Source organism: Paenibacillus sp. W2I17, from assembly GCF_030815985.1.
Classification (GTDB): Bacteria; Bacillota; Bacilli; order Paenibacillales; family Paenibacillaceae; genus Paenibacillus.
The window spans coordinates 5,218,201-5,238,670 of record NZ_JAUSXM010000001.1; the positions used below are offsets into that span (position 1 = coordinate 5,218,201).

A 20,470-nucleotide genomic window follows, 5' to 3' on the forward strand; every position below is an offset into this window, starting at 1 on the left:
GCCCGGTTATTCTCGTCGCACTCCGTTTGGAGTGCGTGGATTGAAATGTATTCGCCATGATCAGAAGATGTAGAAGTAGAAGTCGCACTCCGTTTGGAGTGCGTGGATTGAAATCTGTTGATTGTTGTTGAATTGGTGTATGCATTGTTGTCGCACTTCGTATGGAGTGCGTGGATTGAAATAACGCTTGTTTGATTTCTTCCTGCTTACTCATCGGTCGCACTCCGTATGGAGTGCGTGGATTGAAATATGCTATCTACATTATCGGCAGCTTGCTTCTCGAGTCGCACTCCGTATGGAGTGCGTGGATTGAAATAGTTATCAGATCGTTTGTTGATTGTTGCTGTGTTGTCGCACTCCGTATGGAGTGCAATTTATCAAATCCTTAAAGCGCCTTATCTATTTCGTGCTTGTTTTAACATAACCAGAAGTCAGAAGTAAGCCAAACAAACCGTCCAAAGTAAAAAATGGACGGTTTGTTTGTATTTTTCTTTGAAAGTGAGAAAGCGTCGCGCTCCCCGTTGATAATACTTGGCCCAGTTTGTTTATTTACACCTTGTCATCATCCGGTATGTACTCCAAAACATCTGTAAGAGTGTAATCATTTCCTGTCATTGCCCGTAGAGTGTTCACGATATTATTCAACGTATCTAAATCAAGCCTTTTCGTTTTTCCTTCGCACAGATCATAGATAAGGTTCGGTCTAACTTTTGCTTCTCTAGCCAGTGCATTTTTAGTGACGCTGGCTGCATCTAAAGTGTCGCCCAATCTTATTTTTATAGACATAGCCAATTCCACCTTTCACTTTAATGATAACCTAACGTTAAATGTTTTGAAATAATCACTTGACGTTTATCGTTAAACGTTATAAAGTTCGGATGTGTTATCAATAGACGTTAAACTTTTGGCGTTAAATTGTTCGTGGTTTTAAATCAAATTCAATAATGTTTTAAATTTACCTAATGGTTATTTCTTCATAATGATTATAAAGAATGAGTCTCATTCTTTTTAAGGGAGGGCAATAGTGTCATGAAAATCTCAAACCATTTTGAACGTGCTTTGTTAATCCTCGACACCTTTGACCAAGATCGAGAAATGTATATTTATCAAGGTTATGTCATGAATGAGCGCTATATCATTTATGTAGATGAAGGTACGTTATGGCTTCGGCATGTACAGAGAGTTACACATATAGATCATTTATATATTGATGGAGATACTGGAGGGTTAGTCCTGGCTGAGCATATCACAGGAAATGCAAGAGAGATGCTAGAGTCAATCGTGGACAGATTGAGTGGTATGGATGCGATGACATTTCTCACGGATGTCTTATTGTGGACTCCCGACCGTGTGGATATGAATTTGATGCTTGATCGCATACTATGACAAGGCTCTCCAGCCCTCTTCCAGGCTATTTTTTACAACATTTTAAGCAAAGCAGATAAATATCTTTATAATAAAAGTAAATTATTTACAAGTAAAATATTGATATTAAATTCAAAAATATAGTATTATTTAATTGACCATTGCTTAATTTTGCTTGGAAAGGTGGTGTACCTTTGAACTCAGTAGCCACAATACGTGATCATTTAGCAGACTACTTAAAAACGAACCATATGACACTCAATCAATTCTCTGAGATATCGGGAATCAACTCAGGGACGTTGAGTGGTACGCTGAACGGGCTGCGTACCATTGGCATGCAGCAGTTGGATCGACTAACTGCCGGGATGGGTTTAACAGAGGGTTACTTCTATGAATTATACATACATGAGTGTTTTGTACATACAAGCCCGGATTGGCGAAGACTGGGGCCTTTTTTATACCGTTGTGCCGAACTCGGTAAGGTCGATTATATGGAAGAAGCCGTTAATCTAATTATGGATAATCTTTCCTATGCACCGCTTTTGTTCGAGTTGGCTGAACAGTTATATCGTGAAGGGAAGTTAGAAGCGGCCAAGCCCTTGTATGTATGTGTAGCCGAGGGTGAGAAAATGCAACATTCTGAACGGTTGGCTCTAAGTCAGTATCGTTTGTTCACAATCGGGCTTTCCAAGGATCAGTTGAGCAATCTTACACTTGCAACGCAGTTTGAGTTTTTTGTAGATCGGCTTGATGAACCCTACCAGCTGGATGGATTGAACGATTTGATTAATGTGTATGCTTCGTTACGCCGATGGGATAAGGTGAAGAATCTTGCTGACAAGTTAAAATTAAAAGCAATGATCCATTATGAATTAGGGGTAACATCTGAAGAGCCCGAGGCTAAACCCAAAAAGCAGATTGTTTTTTACGTTTTGTACGCATATTTAGCGCTTGGAGAAGCTTGTTTCTACTATGAAGAATATGAAAAGGCACTTCAATATGTCTCTTTGTACACCGATTATAGCTGGGTAAATAATCCGAGCGACGAGGAAAATGTTGTTATTCGTCAGTTCGAAGAATGGGCAGAAGGTAACCGTTATCTATATAAATTAATGTCAGGAAAAACAGAGGTTATCCCAAGTTATATGAACTACATCTCGGAGAGAGAGAACGAAATCTTTCCTGCTTTATGTGCAATTGTGAATGCGGCAAATCGGTTTGATATCAACATTGATTCAGTTCTTGAAGCATATGACGCGTATTTCATGTACCAAGAACAGAGTAGCCGTATTGGGAAAATCAGCGAGCAATTTACGAATGATCAATATGGTACTTTGCTTGTGGGCCTAGGTACATACTATTTAAAACATCAAGATTATAACAGAGGATTTGAGTTGATTTTTAACGGTTTGGATTTTGTAATTAAAATTAAGAATAAAGATAGTGTTCTAGAGTGTATAAAAATATTTGAAGAATTTCGGTGTTTTGCAGTTGAAGAAGCTAAACTACGATATAAAAAAATGATTCGGGAGGTTTGATGACGAATGAAGATGAAATTGGCAGTATTGATAGTTACATGCAGTATCGCAGTAGGCGTAGTTGTTCCTATAACTCAACCTATCCCCGTTGAAAAAGACCGTCCAGTAATCATGACAACTAATGGCCATGGCATGGGAAGTTAACCAGCGTTTCTTAAATTAATATGAGCTGCTCCCTCAAGTAGAATGGTGAATTGTCTACGTTGAAGGGAGCTTTTTCGTGTTGGAGTTCGCCTGATTTCCTACTAATTAGCAGAATGGACTAGAATGTTACAACAGGGAGGGGTGAATATGGATTGTGGTGAGCTCAAGTTGCAGATCGAAGCAGCGAGACAAAAGCTCTATCAACTCAAGATGGACTATGGAAATCTGCTTCATCCTCATGTTATACAGCAATCTATGGTCCTGGATGATCTAATTAATCAATACAATCAGGTTAAAATAAAAAAGCCGATTGAATAATTCAATCGACTTTGGGCGAGAAACTTTGGCGGGTCGCTCGCCCCTATATTTTAACATAAGTCCACAGAGCGAAGTATCGTTATTACATACATTCATCTTTCACGGTGATATTCTCATTGGTTACAGTAATGTAGGAATTGCCGGACAAGTATTCCGTATAGCCGCAAACCGTTTTGTTATAGGTTTTTCCGCGGCTGTCCGTGAACGCCAAGGAGACGCCCCCCTCCCCGGAACGTTTCAGTTGCGGGGCGAATTTTACGTTTGCTCCGCTGGGAATATCCTTATCGAATACGTAGGTGGAGCCACTCTCATTGTTGTTTAACGAGTTGTCGCCTTGGACTAGGCTAGCCTGAATATTGGTGAGGTCATAGTCGGACTGATTGTGGATCGTGATTCTTAAGTGGCGAAAGGGATCGATTGCATTCAGAAAGCTCATAAAAGCGACGATGGCGATTCCGAGTATGATAACAGACAAGATAATCATTTTCTTTTTGGAGAATCGGCGACGTGTGTTCAATATGATCCACTCCTTTCCTATGAGGTATAAACGATAAGAAGAGATCAAAAGTTTTGATTAAAATGGATAAATATGAAAATTGAAAACCGAATCGTCAGAATAACTTCATGCGCTAAGCGAGAGAACAGGATACAATAAGATACTAGTAGTGCAAAAAGGACTGCACAGAGTTCATACATAATTAAGATCACTCTTAATAAGGAGGGGAATAACTTGAAACTTTCTCCAATGAATCAGGAAGATTATGCGAGTTTTCGCATTCGATCGATTAAGGATTTTGCAGAAGAAAAAGTAGAAGCAGGTACCTGGGCGGAGGAAGAGGCACAGCAACTGGCGGAGGAATCTTATGAACGTTATCTGCCAGAAGGCTTGAACACACCCGGAGCGTATCTCTACAATCTGGTGCATCCTGTGGACGGCAATGTAGGGTATATCTGGTTTAATATCACGGATAATCGTCGCGGGAAAGATGCTTTTTTGCTGGATATTGTGGTTGAAGAGGCGCACCGTGGTAAGGGATACGGAACAGAGACGATGCAGGCGCTTGAACAGACGGCCTTGAGTCTTGGCGTGGATCGCATTGGTTTGCATGTGTTCGGACATAATGTGCGGGCGAGCAGCCTGTATCGCAAGATGGGATATGAGGTAACGGACCTGACGATGTACAAGGAAATCAGAGGGTAAATCTAAAAACGGATAATCTAGGCCAAACTTAAGATCTGCGCAAAACGAATTATCCGCATTAACTGGGGATTTCGGGAAGCGGAAGGGACTCTGGTCGAATTGGCGAAGTTCCTTGATGCCTTGAGGTTTGTCATATATAATGTATAGGATTATCCATACCGAACAAGTAATCAATGAGGAGTTGTCATATACATGGCTTTGAAAGCAGGAATTGTAGGGCTTCCGAACGTCGGAAAATCTACGTTGTTTAACGCAATTACACAAGCAGGTGCCGAATCGGCAAACTATCCGTTCTGTACAATTGACCCTAACGTAGGGATCGTTGAAGTACCCGATGAGCGTTTGGACAAACTGACAGAACTCGTTGTACCTAAGAAAACAGTACCAACGGCGTTTGAGTTTGTAGATATCGCTGGTCTTGTTCGCGGTGCGAGCAAAGGTGAAGGTCTCGGTAACAAGTTCCTTGCCCACATTCGTGAGGTAGATGCGATTGTACACGTGGTACGTTGCTTTGTAGATGAGAACATTACACACGTCGATGGCAAAATTGACCCGGTAAGCGACATCCAGACAATCAATCTGGAGCTGATCCTGGCCGATATCGAGAGTGTTGAGAAGAAAATCGATCGCTCCAAGAAAAACATGAAGGGCGGCAACAAGACTGCCTCTCAAGAAGTAGAAGTATTGGAGAGAGTGAAGGCTGTTCTGTACGATGACAAGCCGGCACGCAGTATGGAACTTACGGATGATGAGCTTCTGATCGTGCGCGATCTGCACTTGCTTACCCTGAAGCCTGTTCTGTATGCAGCCAATGTAGCTGAGGATGAAATCGGCGATGTGGCGAATAATGCATACGTTCAAAAAGTAAGAGAATTCGCAGCTGCTGAGAACGCAGAAGTGGTGCCAATCAGTGCAAAGGTTGAAGAAGAGATTTCTGAGCTGGAAGGCGAAGATAAACAAATGTTCCTGGAAGAACTCGGTATCGAGGATTCCGGTCTGAACCTGTTGATCAAAGCGGCTTACAAATTGCTCGGTCTGTACACATACTTCACAGCAGGTGTACAGGAAGTTCGTGCGTGGACAATCCGTAAAGGTACCAAAGCGCCTGGCGCAGCGGGTGTCATTCACACTGACTTCGAACGTGGATTCATCCGTGCAGAAGTTGTTTCCTACGACGATCTGGTTGCAGCGGGTTCCATGAACGGTGCCAAAGAGCGCGGACAACTTCGTCTTGAAGGTAAAGAGTACGTTGTAAATGACGGCGACGTTATGCACTTCCGTTTCAACGTATAGGTTGTTACACGTTTATATGTAGATTCAATAACATGACCCTGCGACCTTCTCGTGAAGTTCGTGGGGTCTTTGACTTAGAGTTTTGCAGATGAGGAACAAGAAAAACCACCGGGATTAGGTTGGTCGGCTTGCAATCCGGTGGTTTTTCATTCGTTTGATTGAAATTCGCCGTGGTCGCCCACCGGCCTTTGTTAGAGAAGTCACGATGTTAGCGCATCGTGGCTTTTGTTTATTTTACATTTCGGAACAACATCGAACAACAATTTCATTTTGTATTTCGCAGCACCAAAAATTAGTTCATCCGCCTGCGGAACAGTTACTATTCAGAACCATAAGAATATGCTATAATTAAGAGTCGTATACCACGTTAAAATTCGCGCTTGAACAGATGAGCTTAAGCGAGTTTCATACAGGGTACGCGATTTCTTGATTTCACTTTAAAAGTAAAGGATTTGATGACGTTGTAGCGATGTTATACGTCGATCATACAGGAATGTGAATACATGCTGCGGTCAGGGGATTCGGTGAGAATCCTGTGCGTTGTGGAATATAGATTATAGATGTTATGAATAATGAAACCGAAATAATTATTAAAAACGATATTTGCATGGACAAAATAATGTGTGAGGTGACTATACATGTTGGATAAATTACAGGCGTTAGCCGACCGTTATGACAAGTTGAGTGAGCTTTTGTGTGACCCGGATGTGGCAAGTGACAACAAAAAGTTGCGGGAATATTCCAAAGAACAATCTGATCTGCAACCGACTTATGAAGCGTACAATGAATACAAACAGGTAAGTCAGGATCTCGAAGCTGCAAAGGAAATGCAGGGTGAGAAACTGGATGATGAGATGCGCGAAATGGTCAAAATGGAAATTGACGAATTGAGCACTCGCCAGAAGGAACTGGACGAATTGATTCGTGTACTCATGTTGCCAAAAGATCCGAATGATGACAAAAACGTTATTGTTGAGATTCGCGGAGCAGCTGGTGGAGATGAAGCAGCGTTGTTTGCAGCAGATCTGTACCGGATGTACACACGTTATGCAGATGCACAAGGCTGGCGTGTAGAGCTGATGGACGTTAATACAAATGATCTCGGTGGATTCAAAGAGGTTGTTTTCCTGATCAACGGACGCGGTGCTTATAGCAAAATGAAATACGAAAGTGGCGCACACCGTGTGCAACGTATTCCAACAACTGAGTCAGGCGGACGTATTCATACGTCAACTTCAACGGTTGCGGTTATGCCTGAAGCCGAAGATTTTGATATTGAAATTCATGATAAAGACATCCGTGTTGATACGTTCTGTTCCAGTGGTGCAGGTGGACAATCGGTTAATACGACGAAATCCGCAGTACGGGTAACGCACGTTCCAACGGGAATCGTGGCGACATGTCAGGATGGAAAATCACAGAACTCCAACAAGGAAAAAGCGTTGCAAGTTCTGCGTACACGTATCTTTGATATGAAACGTATGGAAGAGGAAGCAAAGATCTCTGTTGAGCGGAAGAGCAAAGTGGGAACGGGCGACCGTAGTGAGCGTATTCGTACGTACAATTTCCCGCAAAGCCGTGTGACGGATCACCGCATCGGCCTGACGATGCACAAGCTGGATCAGATCATGAACGGGGAGATTGAAGATATCTTGTCTGCACTGACAATTGCTCAGCAGACCGAGTTGATGGATAGAGGAGAATAATCTGTGACCCGCGCGCAGTTTGTCATGACGCCGGAACAGAGCTGTCGGGAAGCCTTCGTGGAGGCTTCCTCTTTTTTGGAGAAGTGCGGCGTGTACGAGCCGCAAAACAATGCCCGGCTGCTGTTGGAACATGTACTCGGCGTTTATGGCGCCGCGTATTACATGATGCAGCCGGAGCCTTTTCCCAGCGAGCATCGCAGCTGCTGGGAGGACGCCGTCACGCGCAAGGCTGCGGGTGAGCCGGCGCAATACATTATCGGCAGCCAGGAATTCTATGGGCTGCCGTTCGAGGTCACGCCGGCCGTGCTGATTCCACGGCCGGAGACCGAGCTGTTGGTCGAGGCTGTGCTGCGCGAAGCCGACCGCGTGTTTCCCGACGGCGCTCCGCTCGCCGTCGATATCGGCACGGGCAGTGGCGCCATCGCGGTGACGATGGCTTCACTGCGCCCGCGCTGGCAGGTTGGCGCCGGGGATCTCTCGGCGGCTGCCCTGCAAGTGGCCGCGCGGAACGCGGCCGCGAACGGGGTACAGATCGACTTCCGTGAAGGCGATCTCCTGGCCCCGTTCGCCGGGGCACGGGTGGACATCCTTGTGTCCAACCCGCCATACATCCCGGCGGCTGATATCGCCGGGTTACAGCAAGAGGTGCGCGATCATGAGCCGCGCATGGCATTGGACGGCGGTCCGGACGGGCTTGCACCGTACCGTATCATGCTGGAGCAGTTGGCGCTGTTGCCTGCGCCGCCGCAGATCATTGGTTTTGAGCTGGGCCAAGGGCAGGCTCGCGACATCGCAGCTTTGCTTGAAACGGCGGGACATTGGCCGGAAATTATCATTGTACCGGACCTTGCCGGAATCGAGCGGCATGTCCTGGGTGTTCGTACTTCGGAACAGGTGACGAAAATGTAAGGTTCTGCGGGTTTTCTTTTTGCCGTGAAATCCTCTACAATGAGATATACCGAAGATTTCTGAATGCTTGGGGGAACATAATTACATGCTGCACAAATTTAAAAAAATAGACTATTCTATTGTCTTTATACTCGTTATTCTGATGGGTATCAGTATTTTATCGATTTACAGTACAACGTTTGGTCGTCCAAAGCTGGAGGGACTCCCGAAAAGCGCAGTGATCTTTTATATTTTGGGTTTCGTAGTCTTTTTTGGGATGTCGATGATCAACTATAAATTCATAATCAAAAATTATTTATATATCTATGGCGTGGGGATGCTCCTGCTCATATTCGTTATGTTCTTTGGTAAGGAGTATTATGGTGCAAAAGGTTGGCTGTCCATCTTCGGGGTCAGTTTGCAGCCTGCTGAATTGTTCAAGTTATGCCTGATTGTGTTTTTATCGGCCTTTTTGGCCCGAAAGAAGAACCGTCCGCTCTATTTTGGACGTGACGTTATTCCGATTTCGCTCTGTGTTCTGCCGCCGTTACTACTCGTATTGCTTCAAAATGACTTGGGAAATGCATTAAGCTATGTAGTCATTCTTGTGGGCTTACTGTGGATTGGTAACATTAAATTTACGCATGCCCTCATTGGCTTTATGATCGCAGTGGCTGCTTTTATCGGTGGTACACAGGCGTATATTCATTACCATGATGAGATTGTTAAATTTCTGAATGACATTGGACGTTCGCACTGGGCGGATCGTTTTGACCCTTGGCTTGTACCAGAGCTGACCTCAAGAGATGTACTCTGGCAGACGTATAATGCAAAGCTTGCGATTGGTTCTGGTGGGATTACAGGCAAAGGTTATATGGAAGGCACAACGATTCAGTCGAATCGGGTGCCGCTGGCCTACGCTGACTCCATCTTTGTGCAGATTGGGGAAGAATTTGGTTTCATCGGTGCCTCGGTACTGCTTCTCCTGTACTTTATCCTGATTCACAGGCTGGTGCTGATTGCACTGGAGTGTAAGGATCGCGCGGGGCCTTATCTCATTGTTGGGATCATAGCGATGCTGCTTTACCAGATCTTTGTTAATATTGGTCCATTCATTGGTCTGATGCCGTTGACAGGAATTACGCTGCCGTTTATCAGTTCGGGTGGTACCTCCATTATGATCAACATGATTAGCATGGGTCTTGTAATGAGTATTAAGGTCCATACGGAAGAGAATGAGGATATTCTTGGCTCTGCGGAACAACCGAGTATTACGGATCTGGTGAGGAAATTGCTAAGACGCAAGCCATCCCAGCAGGAGCAATAACGTTTCTGAGTCAAACCGTGAAATAGCACGTCAGATTTATGTATATAAGCTAGATAACTATAGAACCCTGGAACAGACCAACCCAAGTTACATTGGGTGGATGTTTTGGGGTTTTTATTGTTTTTACGGCGTAATTCAGGCCGTTGAATAGTTCGTTTTTTAACCTGAAACGACCCTGATTTCCATTTTATTATCCAATTATATACAATGGTAATATTGAGTTCAATTGGAAATCATAGAATGCTAGATTTCAGGGGGATGGACAGATTCATGTTGAGAATGTTGAAAAAGATGGACGGTGTTATTCTTTTTGTAATGCTGTTGCTCATGATTATTAGTGTATTTGCGATTTATAGCGGAACGCAGACAGATGCCAACTTGGCGAATCATCATGTCAAAACGATGTATTTCTATGTGGCTGGGTTCATTGCGGTGCTTGTGATCGGGCTTGTGAATTACAAGTTATACGTGAAATATGCGTTTTATTTGTATGGCTTGGGGATCATACTACTGATCCTGGCCAATGTCCTGGGAAGTTCAATCAATAACGCCAACGGTTGGCTGAAGCTGGGCGAAAACTTTTCTTTTCAACCGGCAGAGTTGTTCAAGATGATTCTGATTTTGTTCCTCGCCCATTTGATCGTGAAGAGACAACGAGGCACGCTGAAATTTTGGAGAGACATTGTGCCGATTGGCTGTTGGGCGTTTATTCCGTTTGCCCTTGTTATGGCTCAGAATGATTTGGGGAATGCGCTGGGGTATGTGGTGATTTTGGCTGCGGTATTCTGGATCGGAAATATGAGGCTGAAGCACGCATTGATTGCACTGGCGATCGTGGGGGTAGCGTTCTTTGGTTTTGTCAAAGCCTATACCTTCTACCATGATGAAGTACTCACTTTTCTTGAGAAGATAAAACGTGAGCATTGGGCGGAGCGAATTGATCCTTGGCTTGTACCGGAAAAAGCTACCTCCAAAGCTTCCTGGCATACGAAAAATGCAGGTTTAGCCATCGGTTCAGGGGGCATCATCGGCAAAGGTTATTTGCAAGGAACATCCGTTCAGAGTGGACGAGTCCCCTATACGTATTCTGATTCCATTTTTGTTGTGATCGCAGAGGAGTTTGGCTTTGTTGGTGCATCCGTACTGATTCTGTTGTACTTTATCCTGATCCACCGCATGGTGCTGATTGCTCTGGCATGTAGAGATCGCGCGGGACCCGTCATCATTGTAGGTATTATCGGAATGTTGTTGTATCAGGTGTTTGAGAACGTGGGGGCGTTCCTCGGACTGATGCCACTCACAGGTATTACGTTACCGTTCATCAGTTACGGCGGCACCTCTTTGCTTATTAATATGGCTTGCATCGGTGTAGTCATGAGCATTAAGTTGTACGGGCAAGAAGAGGAGGATGAACTTCTGATGGGAGAGCAGCAACCCCGGTTGTCGGAACGTTTATGGAATATGCTCAAGAAAGAAAAAAGTGCTGTGTAAAGTAAAGCGGTGAGACGTATAACGTGATCGTTCGTAGGAATAAAGAGGTTGATTTGCCCTGTAACCAGGTGCGGATCAGCCTTTTTATCATGATGGGTGAGAAAGTTGAATGAGAGATGAGAGAAGCAACGCATTGGTGTCTTCGAGACTGCTGTAAGCTGAGGCGTACCTGTAAGAGTCGGGAGCAGCGTACATGGGCATGATGTGAAGCTTCAAGTGCCGGCTGTTAGGAGTTAAGAGTTAGGTGGTGTTAGGAGCTAACGAACCACAAACGTCTTATTCGGGGATTTGAAGTGTCCGGAGAAAGCTAATGAATCTGAGACACGTTATTACAACATAAACAGCCTTCTGTAGCGTGTTGATCAGATAACTTTGGGGAATAACGTGCCTCATGTTCCTTACAATTTCAAAAGAAGACCTGAAGGGCAAATAAGACGTCCTCGGTTCCTTAGAACATCGACTGGTCATTCACGAGAGTCATTCGCCCATGGTCAGCAACCCTGACTTCAAGGCTTTTTGGACGCTGACATTTGTCATCGTTTAACTTGCCTGGGTTTAAACACACATTCTAGTAGTACGTGCTCAAAAAGTTGGGTTTTCAGTACGGAGAAGATGGGATGAGGCTAGAAATGGAGTAGTGGAGCGTAGGATAAACTACGTGAGCAATCAAAATGGTTCCTTGGGAAACAACCTTCGTAAGCCTCCCGCTATTTCGGCTGAATTTCATATTCGACGTTGATGATGTAGCTAGGTATCCTTTGTAATTAATAGCGGACTTTTTGAACAATTTCTAGTAGATTTATTGCAAATGCTAGGTTTACTTCCGTCTCTACCGGGCATACTGATAGACATGAGAGAGTTGCAGGCAACGTGATCAGAGAGCCGAGGGGGAGAACGGAATGAGCAGAAGAATTGTAAAGCAAATTGGACTTATTATTGTATGTCTTATGATGATTATCATGATGTGGGAAGGTCAGAAAACGGATGCAGCTGTGGCGGCCACAGCAATTCCGGAACAATCGATTCGCTTGCGTATTCTAGCAAACTCGGATGCACCGGGAGATCAATTGGTGAAACGCGAGATTCGGGATGCTGTCGTTGCTCAGATGGGCGAGTGGGTAGCCGAACTGGAGAATCCGCAAAGTCTGGATGAAGCGCGCAAGGTTATTCGTGAGCATTTGTCCGAGATTGAGAATAGAGTAGGAGAAGAGTTGGCCAGTCGCGGTTTAAATTATGAGTATCAGGTGGAGCTGGGTTCCGTTCCGTTCCCGACCAAACTATATGGTGGCACTGTGTATCCTGCCGGAGATTATGAAGCGGTTCGGATTACGCTGGGCGAAGGAAAAGGTCAGAACTGGTGGTGTGTGTTGTTCCCGCCGTTGTGTTTCATTGATGCAGGGACCGGGGATGCACTGGCGAAACCTTCAACGGTATCAGCCGCAGCGGCTGAACCAGGAGATGCAGAAGCATCTGTGCAGGGAGACACACCGGAAGCGAGATTCTTTCTGTGGGATATGGCTGTGAAACTGTGGAGTTGGGTAACTGGATTATTCGCATAACAACGTATTTATACTACGAATAAGGGCGACTTCGATCTAGGGAGCTGCTCTTTTGGTATGAATCGGTGGCGAGGTTATAGTGAGACTCATGTGTGGAGTGAAGTGTGAAGGGCATCCGAGGCGGTACAGGTATGTTATAATTACTTATATTGAATATGGATATGAACTAACCTACTTGAAGTTTAGGAATGATGATATATGAGCAGAGAAAACGAACCAGTGCAACACACCTCTGAGATGAGGGATGGTAGAGAAGAACGTGATATGAAAGCTCCGGGAGAGCTGGTCACTGAGATGTGGGATGTACGCGTCTTGGTGAGCGCTGAGAACGATCACGGATTGGGTAATATTGAAATGTTGGATGTGAAAAAGGGGAGCGCCGATCAACAGGCGCTCGCCGATTTGCAGACTGCCGCAGCCTGCATTCGTCAAGGTCAGACGGTAGCCTTTCCGACCGAGACGGTCTATGGCCTGGGTGCTGATGCGCGTAGCACAGCAGCCGTGGAGGCTGTATTTGTCGCCAAAGGCCGACCTTCCGACAATCCACTGATTGTGCATATCGCGCACCGTGACCAGTTGGATACTCTGGTCACGGAAGTGAACGAAACGGCGGAAGCGCTGATGGCGGCCTTCTGGCCGGGACCACTGACGCTGGTGCTGCCGGTTAGGCCGGGGGCGGTGTCCCCACGTGTCACCGCCGGTCTGGACACGGTGGCCGTGCGCATGCCGGACCATCCGGTGGCCTTGCAGTTGATCGCGGCGGCGGCATGCCCTGTGGCTGCGCCAAGCGCCAACCGTTCCGGGCGGCCAAGCCCGACACTCGCGTCTCATGTGCGCGAGGATCTGGATGGCCGCATCGGCGGCATCGTGGACGGCGGCCCCACCGGGGTGGGCGTCGAGTCCACGGTTGTGCAGGTCGGTGACGACGGTACCGTCACCATTCTGCGTCCTGGCGGCATTACGGCGGAACAACTGTCCGCCGTTGCCGCCCGTGTCGCCACGGACCCCGCGCTACTCGCGGAGGGGGCCGATGGCGTGGGCAGCCCGGCGCCGCGCTCGCCGGGCATGAAGTACACGCACTACGCACCCGCAGGGGCGCTGTGCGTGGTAGAGGGGCCGCCCGCAGCGGTGGCGGCCTGGATCAGCGCCGCCCTTGCAGAGGCGGCGCAGCGCGGAGAGCGCACTGCGGTGCTGGCGTTCGCCGAGCACGCGGAGCAGTACCGCGCCGATGCCGTGTTCTCGCTGGGTGACGCCAGCGAGCTGGAAGAAGCAGCGCGCCGGCTATACGCCGCGCTGCGTAGCTGCGATGAGCAAGGCGCCACATATATTGTGGCTGAAGCCTGCTCACGCGAAGGGCTGGGAGCAGCCGTCATGAATCGGCTGCTCAAGGCTGCGGGGAACCAACTCATACAAGTTGGCAACCAGCGCCCCTTATAATCTCTCCTGATCATATATCAGGAGAGTTGCTTAACTTTTTCCAAAACAAAATCAAGATTCTATAAAGCCGGCATCTGACCAGAGGTCCGTCGCCGTTTGCCTTTCATCGGTCATGTTTAGGTCCTTGTCCGCATATCGTGTACAAGAACCTTTACGTGACTTGGGGGTATGGGGATGTGGGATGTGTCTGCCCATGTGGGGCAGTTGGTAACCATTTTGATCATGGCTGTTGCGCTTGGCCTCGATGCGTTCTCACTCGGGATCGGAATTGGCATGAAGGGCATTCGGCTGCGGGATGTATTGCGAATCAGTATTGTAACGGCTCTATTTCATATCATCATGCCGCTCATCGGCATGTATATGGGCAAATACGTCAGCTCCCTGCTCGGTGACATTACGACGTATGCGGCAGGTGGATTGCTTGTTTTGCTGGGTGCTCATATGATTCTGAATGCATTCCGTGAAGGCGATACAAAGCTGGTGGACCACCGTTCCCTGCTCGGCGTTGTGTTGTTCTCCCTCAGCGTAAGTGTGGATTCGTTCTCCGTTGGCGTTTCCTTAGGGATGTTTAGCAGTGATCTGATCTTGACCGTACTTGCTTTCGGTGTTTGTGGCGGGGTGATGTCGGTTATGGGGCTGCTATTAGGCCGTCGGGTGAGCCAGAATCTTGGGGATTACGGCGAAGCTATTGGTGGCGCAATCTTGCTTGCGTTTGGACTTTTGTTTATATTTTAGAATAAAACGCGAGTAATCATATCATTCGCATCATATGTAAAATGGGGAGGCTAACACAATGAAACATATTTTATTCGTATGTACAGGAAATACGTGCCGCAGCCCCATGGCAGAGGGGCTTTTGCGAAAACTGGCATCGGAGCGCGGCATTCAGGTAGAGGTTCGCTCCGCAGGTGTGGCAGCAACGTCGGGTATGCCGATTTCCCGACATGCTGAAGCGGTTTTGAGAGATCATAACGTTGAAGGTCCACCTCATTCCACACAGCTTAGCTCTAATTTGGTAGGTTGGGCCGATCTGGTTCTTACATTAACACGGAGTCATAAGCAGCATGTCATGCAGGTTTTTCCCGATTCAGTCCACAAAACTTATACATTGAAAGAATATGTGGAGGATGATGAACAGGTATTAAGTGATGTTCAGGAGTTGGACAGCCTGTTTGCAACGCTTGAGATGAAACGTGCCCTTGGGCAAGAGATCCTGGCATCGGAGCGTGAGCGAGCCATTGAGATTAGACAACGAATTCCAAGTTTCGACATCTCCGATCCGTTTGGGGGAAGTCGTGATGATTACAATATAGCTGCAGCTGAGATTCGGACGGCATTGGACCGGCTTTTGGATAAGTTGGGTTAAATCTGATCCTGCGGGGCAGGTTATAGAAATAGGACACGTGATGTAAATTAACCGTTGATTTTAGACGCGGGTTGTTTTATGATGAAGGGGAAAACAGGGATCCGGTGTAACTGGCGACGAAGTGGGCATAACCACGATGGAGCACCGGAACAAACGGCCGGTCGCCTGGGCAAAAGAGCAATTCTGCGTTACCCGCAGACTGCTCTTTTTTTCGTCTTTCATCTGATTATTCGCTATAATAGTACCTGAGATGCCGTGCAAGAATACGAAGGACAGCCAAGAGACAGCGGGCATGATTTTATCGGGAGGCGATGATAGGATGACTATAGAGTTAGATTCGGAACAACCCGGATTGCAGGAACAGACCTCGTCTATTCTGCATGAACTGGCGCTTGCCGGACAGCTTGGGCCTGGACAGATCGTTGTGATCGGTACAAGCACAAGTGAAGTCGCAGGCGCTCGGATTGGTACGAGTGGTGCCATTGAAGTGGCGCAGCAGCTACTTGCGGGTATACGCGAGGTGCAGGAGGAATTCGGTTTTGACACGGTATTCCAATGTTGTGAGCATCTGAACCGTGCGCTGGTAATGGAACGTTCTGTGCTTACTCGTCTTGGATTGACCGAGGTTGGTGCAGTACCCGTGCCCAAGGCCGGAGGTTCAATGGCATCCGCAGCATATCGTTCGCTGAACGATCCATGCCTGGCTGAACATGTGCAGGCCCATGCGGGACTGGACATTGGGGAGACGATGATTGGGATGCATCTCCGGCATGTAGCCGTACCCTATCGTACAGCGCTCCGCTATGTTGGAGATGCTCGTGTAACCACAGCGTTGACCCGTCCGAAGTTGATTGGCGGCGAACGCGCGGTGTATCGTATGGAAGAACAACCAGATTCGACATTTTGTGACTAACATATAAAGCGAGACTAATTGGGTTACACTCCTGACTTTGATTGCATCACCATCTTCCGATCGCTGTTATCCCCAGATTTTTTAATTCCCTATTTAAAGGGTAAATCCGGTGATAAAGGCGACCACTTCGTTTCTTCAGATTGGTGTTGCACTCGCCGTTTTCGTGTAAACATTAGTTTCACTTTATAACTTCACTTATACCTGGGAGGAATTTAATCATGGAACAATTGCGCAAGAATGACCCGGCAGTACTGGAAGCGATGAATCTTGAACTGAAACGTCAACAGAACAACATCGAACTGATTGCATCCGAGAACATCGTAAGTGAAGCAGTAATCGAAGCATTGGGATCTGTTCTGACCAACAAGTACGCTGAAGGATATCCAGGAAAACGTTACTATGGCGGTTGTGAGCATGTGGACATCGTTGAAGACATCGCGCGTGATCGTGCCAAAGAATTGTTCGGAGCAGAACACGTGAATGTTCAACCTCACTCCGGTGCACAAGCGAACATGGCAGTATATCTTGCAGCGTTGAAACCTGGTGATACTGTACTTGGTATGAACCTTGCCCATGGTGGACACCTCACACACGGTAGCCCGGTTAACGCATCCGGTTTGCTGTACAACTTTGTAGCATACGGCGTACAGGAAGATACATTCCTGATTGATTATGATGAAGTACGCAAAGCGGCTTTCAAACACCGCCCTCGTCTGATCGTTGCAGGTGCAAGTGCATATCCGCGTACCATTGATTTTGAAAAGTTGGCTTCCATCGCCAATGATGTAGGCGCTTTGTTCATGGTGGACATGGCTCACATCGCAGGACTGGTTGCTGCTGGTTTGCATCCAAACCCAGTTCCGCATGCGCATTTCGTAACAACAACAACACACAAAACGCTGCGTGGACCTCGTGGTGGTATGATTCTGTGCCGCAAAGCGTGGGCAGCAGCGATTGATAAAGCCGTATTCCCTGGTTCCCAAGGTGGACCTCTGATGCACGTGATCGCTTCCAAAGCGGTAGCATTCGGTGAAGCACTGCAACCTTCGTTCAAAACATATGCACAGAATGTTGTGAAAAACGCACAGGTTCTGGCTGAAACACTGATCGCTGAAGGATTGAACATCGTATCCGGTGGTACAGATAACCACTTGATGCTGATCGACACACGCAGTGTGAACATCACAGGTAAAGAAGCTGAGCATGTGCTCGATTCCATCGGTATTACCGTGAACAAAAATGCAATTCCATTCGACCCTACAAGCCCGTTTGTAACGAGCGGTATTCGAATTGGTACACCTGCTGCAACTTCCCGTGGCATGAACGAAGAAGCGATGGTTGCTATTGGTAAGATCATTGCCAAAACGCTGAAAAATCCAAAAGATACAGCGAAGCTGGATGAAGCTCGTGCAGAAGTGACTGCACTGACTGACCAATTCCCGCTCTATACCGATCTTAAATACTAAAAGACTTTGCTCATGGTGTTTGTATTTGAGATGTTCTTAAAATGGGATACAAAAAAACGAAGCAGACAGAATGAGACCGCAGAAGCGAAGCGTTCGCCTTTATCCCCGGATTTTTCCCTTGTTAGAAGGAAATAAAAAAAATCTGGGGATAACAGCGATCGAAGGATCATTCTGTAGGCGGAGTGCCATTGTATTCATCATTTTCATTTTCTCAACGACATAACAGCAAGAGCAAAACAGGACCGGATGGATCATTTTCCGGTCCTGTTTTTTATAGGATTCGGTAATCTGTAATGATTGGGTGCCCTTTGATGGTGTAATTCGTTGTTGGTGATGATATAATATACAGGATTTATCGAGCCCATGAATGGTGGCTAGGTATATTTGGAAATGCTGAACATGAAGAACTTACCGGAGGGACAAATTAGATGGGAAAATTAGTAATATGTGATCACCCTTTGATTCAACACAAACTGACGTTTATACGCGACATGCGTACGAATACGAAAGATTTTCGTGAATTGGTGGATGAAGTAGCAACGTTGATGGCTTATGAGATTACAAGAGATGTTGAACTGGAAACGATTGATGTACAGACACCTGTAGCTGCAACACAAGGTAAAGTTATCTCTGGACGTATGCTCGGACTGGTGCCGATTCTGCGCGCAGGACTCGGAATGCTGGATGGCGTTGTGAAATTGTTGCCAGCAGCAAAAGTTGGACATGTTGGTCTGTTCCGTGACCCGGAAACACTGCAACCGGTAGAATACTACACCAAACTGCCTACAGACGTAACAGAGCGTCAATTGATTGTAATTGATCCGATGCTGGCAACGGGTGGTTCGGCAATTGCAGCTATTGACGTGCTCAAAAAACGTGGCTGTACCCAAATCAAGATGATGAACCTGGTTGCAGCACCGGAAGGCGTAAAAGCTGTACAGGATGCACATCCCGATGTGGACATCTATGTAGCAGCATTGGACGACCGTTTGGATGATCATGGTTATATCGTTCCAGGGCTTGGAGATGCAGGAGACCGTCTTTACGGCACTAAATAAGCATATCGCATGCTTTGTAAGAGGTTGTTCAAAAAGTCCAATTTTGATTACGAAGGATGCCCAAGGGCATCATCGGCATCGAATATGAAATTCAGCCGAAATGTCCGTTGCTCACGTAGTTTTCCCTACGCTCCGCTACTCCATTTCTACCTTCATTCCATATTCTTGGTACTGAAAAACCGGACTTTTTGAACATGAACTTATAGAAAAGGGGCTTTGCTCGAATGTCCAACAAAATTAAAGTCATGACGATCTTCGGGGTGCGTCCGGAAGCCATCAAGATGGCTCCGCTTATTTTGGAATTGCAGAAACACCCTGAGTCTATTGAATCTATTGTTTGCGTAACTGCGCAGCATCGCCAGATGTTGGATCAGGTACTTGAAGTTTTCGACATTCATCCCGATTATGATCTGGATGTAATGAAAGACCGTCAGACATTGAATGAAATTACAATTCGTGTGCTTGGCGGTCTGGAACCAGTGTTAGCCGAAGCTAAGCCGGATATTGTACTGGTTCACGGGGATACATTGACTACCTTTGTAGCGAGCTACGCAGCATTCCTGCAACAGATTCAGGTAGGGCATGTGGAAGCGGGGCTGCGGACGTGGAACAAGTTGTCTCCATATCCGGAAGAGATGAACCGTCAGCTGACGGGAGTACTGGCTGATCTACACTTTGCGCCTACGGATTGGTCTTCTTCCAATCTTGCCAAAGAAAATAAATCAGAGTCTAGTACGTACGTCACAGGCAACACGGTAACAGATGTGTTTCAATATACAGTACGGGAGGACTACACACACCCGGTACTTGATTGGGCCCAAGGCAAACGCCTTGTGCTGATGACAGCTCATCGCCGTGAATCTCAGGGCGAGCCTCACCGCAACATTTTCCAGGCCGTCAAACGGATTGCCGACGAATTCGAAGATATTGCCATCGTGTACCCGGTGCATCCAAGTCCTGCTGTGAAGGAGCCGGCTCACGCGATTTTGGGGAATCATCCCCGTATTCAATTAATTGATCCACTAGACGTGGTGGATTTGCATAACTTTTACCCGCACACTCACTTGATTTTGACCGATTCAGGCGGTTTGCAGGAAGAAGCGCCTTCGTTTGGTGTGCCTGTGCTCGTATTGCGCGATACAACAGAACGCCCGGAAGGTATTGAAGCCGGAACGCTGGAATTGGTAGGTACCGAAGAGGAACGTGTGTATGAACGGACCAAAGCTCTGCTTACAGACAAAACCCTGTATGAAAGCATGAGTCAGGCTGCCAATCCATACGGTGATGGACATGCTTCGGAAAGAATTGTCAATGCGATTTTGCACCATTTTGGTGTAAATAGTGAGCGTCCGGAATCATTTCACAGAAAATTCAAAAAATAATACATTTTTTCTGACGGA

General features: G+C 46.7%; 20 protein-coding genes, 1 CRISPR repeat array and 1 riboswitch (1 of these 22 cut by a window edge). Of the genes, 18 read left to right on the forward strand and 2 right to left on the reverse strand.

From position 1 onward, the window contains the following. Window positions 1–316: a CRISPR direct-repeat array (repeat unit 33 nt; unit sequence GTCGCACTCCGTTTGGAGTGCGTGGATTGAAAT) (it extends 54 nt beyond the left edge of the window). A 233-nt stretch (window positions 317–549) separates the two neighbouring features. Then, window positions 550–786, reverse strand: coding sequence for a helix-turn-helix domain-containing protein (locus tag QF041_RS23325; RefSeq protein ID WP_105406827.1), 237 nt, complete (start codon window positions 784–786; stop codon window positions 550–552). A 243-nt stretch (window positions 787–1,029) separates the two neighbouring features. Between QF041_RS23325 and QF041_RS23330 the strand changes: the two genes are divergently transcribed. The 4 genes from QF041_RS23330 (at window position 1,030) to QF041_RS23345 (ending at window position 3,365) form a co-directional block, all read left to right on the forward strand. Next, window positions 1,030–1,386 carry a hypothetical protein gene (locus QF041_RS23330; RefSeq protein ID WP_307415874.1) on the forward strand — a complete coding sequence of 119 codons (357 nt, stop codon included), beginning with the start codon at window positions 1,030–1,032 and terminating at the stop codon, window positions 1,384–1,386. Between the two features lie 173 nt (window positions 1,387–1,559). After that, entirely contained in the window at window positions 1,560–2,903 is a 1,344-nt protein-coding gene (locus QF041_RS23335) for a transcriptional regulator (protein WP_307415875.1), read from the forward strand. A 6-nt stretch (window positions 2,904–2,909) separates the two neighbouring features. Then, window positions 2,910–3,047: a hypothetical protein gene (locus QF041_RS23340; RefSeq protein ID WP_307415876.1), complete on the forward strand. Its 138-nt coding sequence runs from the start codon at window positions 2,910–2,912 to the stop codon at window positions 3,045–3,047. 147 nt (window positions 3,048–3,194) lie between these two features. Then, window positions 3,195–3,365, forward strand: coding sequence for an aspartyl-phosphate phosphatase Spo0E family protein (locus QF041_RS23345; protein WP_101313549.1), 171 nt, complete (start codon window positions 3,195–3,197; stop codon window positions 3,363–3,365). Between the two features lie 82 nt (window positions 3,366–3,447). On the opposite strand, the gene QF041_RS23350 is transcribed toward QF041_RS23345, so the two are convergent. Then, entirely contained in the window at window positions 3,448–3,882 is a 435-nt protein-coding gene (locus tag QF041_RS23350; protein ID WP_307415877.1) for a hypothetical protein, read from the reverse strand. Between the two features lie 213 nt (window positions 3,883–4,095). Here QF041_RS23350 and QF041_RS23355 point away from each other — a divergent pair, with 213 nt between their 5' ends. From QF041_RS23355 to wecB, 14 genes are all read left to right on the forward strand, one after another. Continuing rightward, a complete protein-coding gene (locus QF041_RS23355) occupies window positions 4,096–4,566 on the forward strand; it encodes a GNAT family N-acetyltransferase (RefSeq protein WP_307415878.1) in 471 nt (156 codons plus the stop codon). 192 nt (window positions 4,567–4,758) lie between these two features. Next, window positions 4,759–5,859: a redox-regulated ATPase YchF gene (ychF, locus tag QF041_RS23360; RefSeq protein WP_017691917.1), complete on the forward strand. Its 1,101-nt coding sequence runs from the start codon at window positions 4,759–4,761 to the stop codon at window positions 5,857–5,859. 638 nt (window positions 5,860–6,497) lie between these two features. Beyond that, a complete protein-coding gene (gene prfA, locus QF041_RS23365) occupies window positions 6,498–7,565 on the forward strand; it encodes a peptide chain release factor 1 (protein WP_017691918.1) in 1,068 nt (355 codons plus the stop codon). Between the two features lie 24 nt (window positions 7,566–7,589). Next, a complete protein-coding gene (prmC, locus tag QF041_RS23370) occupies window positions 7,590–8,474 on the forward strand; it encodes a peptide chain release factor N(5)-glutamine methyltransferase (RefSeq protein ID WP_307417041.1) in 885 nt (294 codons plus the stop codon). An 85-nt stretch (window positions 8,475–8,559) separates the two neighbouring features. Continuing rightward, on the forward strand, window positions 8,560–9,780 hold the full coding sequence (locus QF041_RS23375) for an FtsW/RodA/SpoVE family cell cycle protein (protein WP_076254008.1): 1,221 nt from the start codon (window positions 8,560–8,562) through the stop codon (window positions 9,778–9,780). A gap of 270 nt (window positions 9,781–10,050) precedes the next feature. Further along, window positions 10,051–11,271, forward strand: a complete 1,221-nt coding sequence (locus QF041_RS23380) for an FtsW/RodA/SpoVE family cell cycle protein (protein ID WP_307415879.1) — start codon at window positions 10,051–10,053, stop codon at window positions 11,269–11,271. Between the two features lie 899 nt (window positions 11,272–12,170). Continuing rightward, the gene (gene spoIIR, locus QF041_RS23385; protein ID WP_076254010.1) at window positions 12,171–12,830 is read left to right on the forward strand and encodes a stage II sporulation protein R; all 660 of its coding nucleotides are present in this window, start codon (window positions 12,171–12,173) and stop codon (window positions 12,828–12,830) included. Between the two features lie 264 nt (window positions 12,831–13,094). Beyond that, window positions 13,095–14,267: an L-threonylcarbamoyladenylate synthase gene (locus QF041_RS23390; protein ID WP_373461358.1), complete on the forward strand. Its 1,173-nt coding sequence runs from the start codon at window positions 13,095–13,097 to the stop codon at window positions 14,265–14,267. Window positions 14,268–14,441: 174 nt separating this feature from the next. Further along, entirely contained in the window at window positions 14,442–15,002 is a 561-nt protein-coding gene (locus tag QF041_RS23395) for a manganese efflux pump MntP (RefSeq protein ID WP_017691925.1), read from the forward strand. A 58-nt stretch (window positions 15,003–15,060) separates the two neighbouring features. Further along, window positions 15,061–15,633: a low molecular weight protein arginine phosphatase gene (locus QF041_RS23400; RefSeq protein WP_036612575.1), complete on the forward strand. Its 573-nt coding sequence runs from the start codon at window positions 15,061–15,063 to the stop codon at window positions 15,631–15,633. 96 nt (window positions 15,634–15,729) lie between these two features. Further along, a riboswitch (ZMP/ZTP riboswitch) is annotated at window positions 15,730–15,811 on the forward strand. A 141-nt stretch (window positions 15,812–15,952) separates the two neighbouring features. Further along, complete coding sequence (locus tag QF041_RS23405) at window positions 15,953–16,546, forward strand: TIGR01440 family protein (RefSeq protein WP_307415880.1); 594 nt, start codon at window positions 15,953–15,955, stop codon at window positions 16,544–16,546. Between the two features lie 218 nt (window positions 16,547–16,764). Further along, entirely contained in the window at window positions 16,765–18,012 is a 1,248-nt protein-coding gene (locus QF041_RS23410) for a serine hydroxymethyltransferase (RefSeq protein ID WP_165980299.1), read from the forward strand. A 428-nt stretch (window positions 18,013–18,440) separates the two neighbouring features. Further along, entirely contained in the window at window positions 18,441–19,070 is a 630-nt protein-coding gene (gene upp / locus QF041_RS23415; RefSeq protein WP_017691929.1) for a uracil phosphoribosyltransferase, read from the forward strand. 224 nt (window positions 19,071–19,294) lie between these two features. Continuing rightward, window positions 19,295–20,452, forward strand: coding sequence for a non-hydrolyzing UDP-N-acetylglucosamine 2-epimerase (gene wecB / locus QF041_RS23420; protein WP_100528400.1), 1,158 nt, complete (start codon window positions 19,295–19,297; stop codon window positions 20,450–20,452). Window positions 20,453–20,470 lie beyond the last annotated feature (18 nt).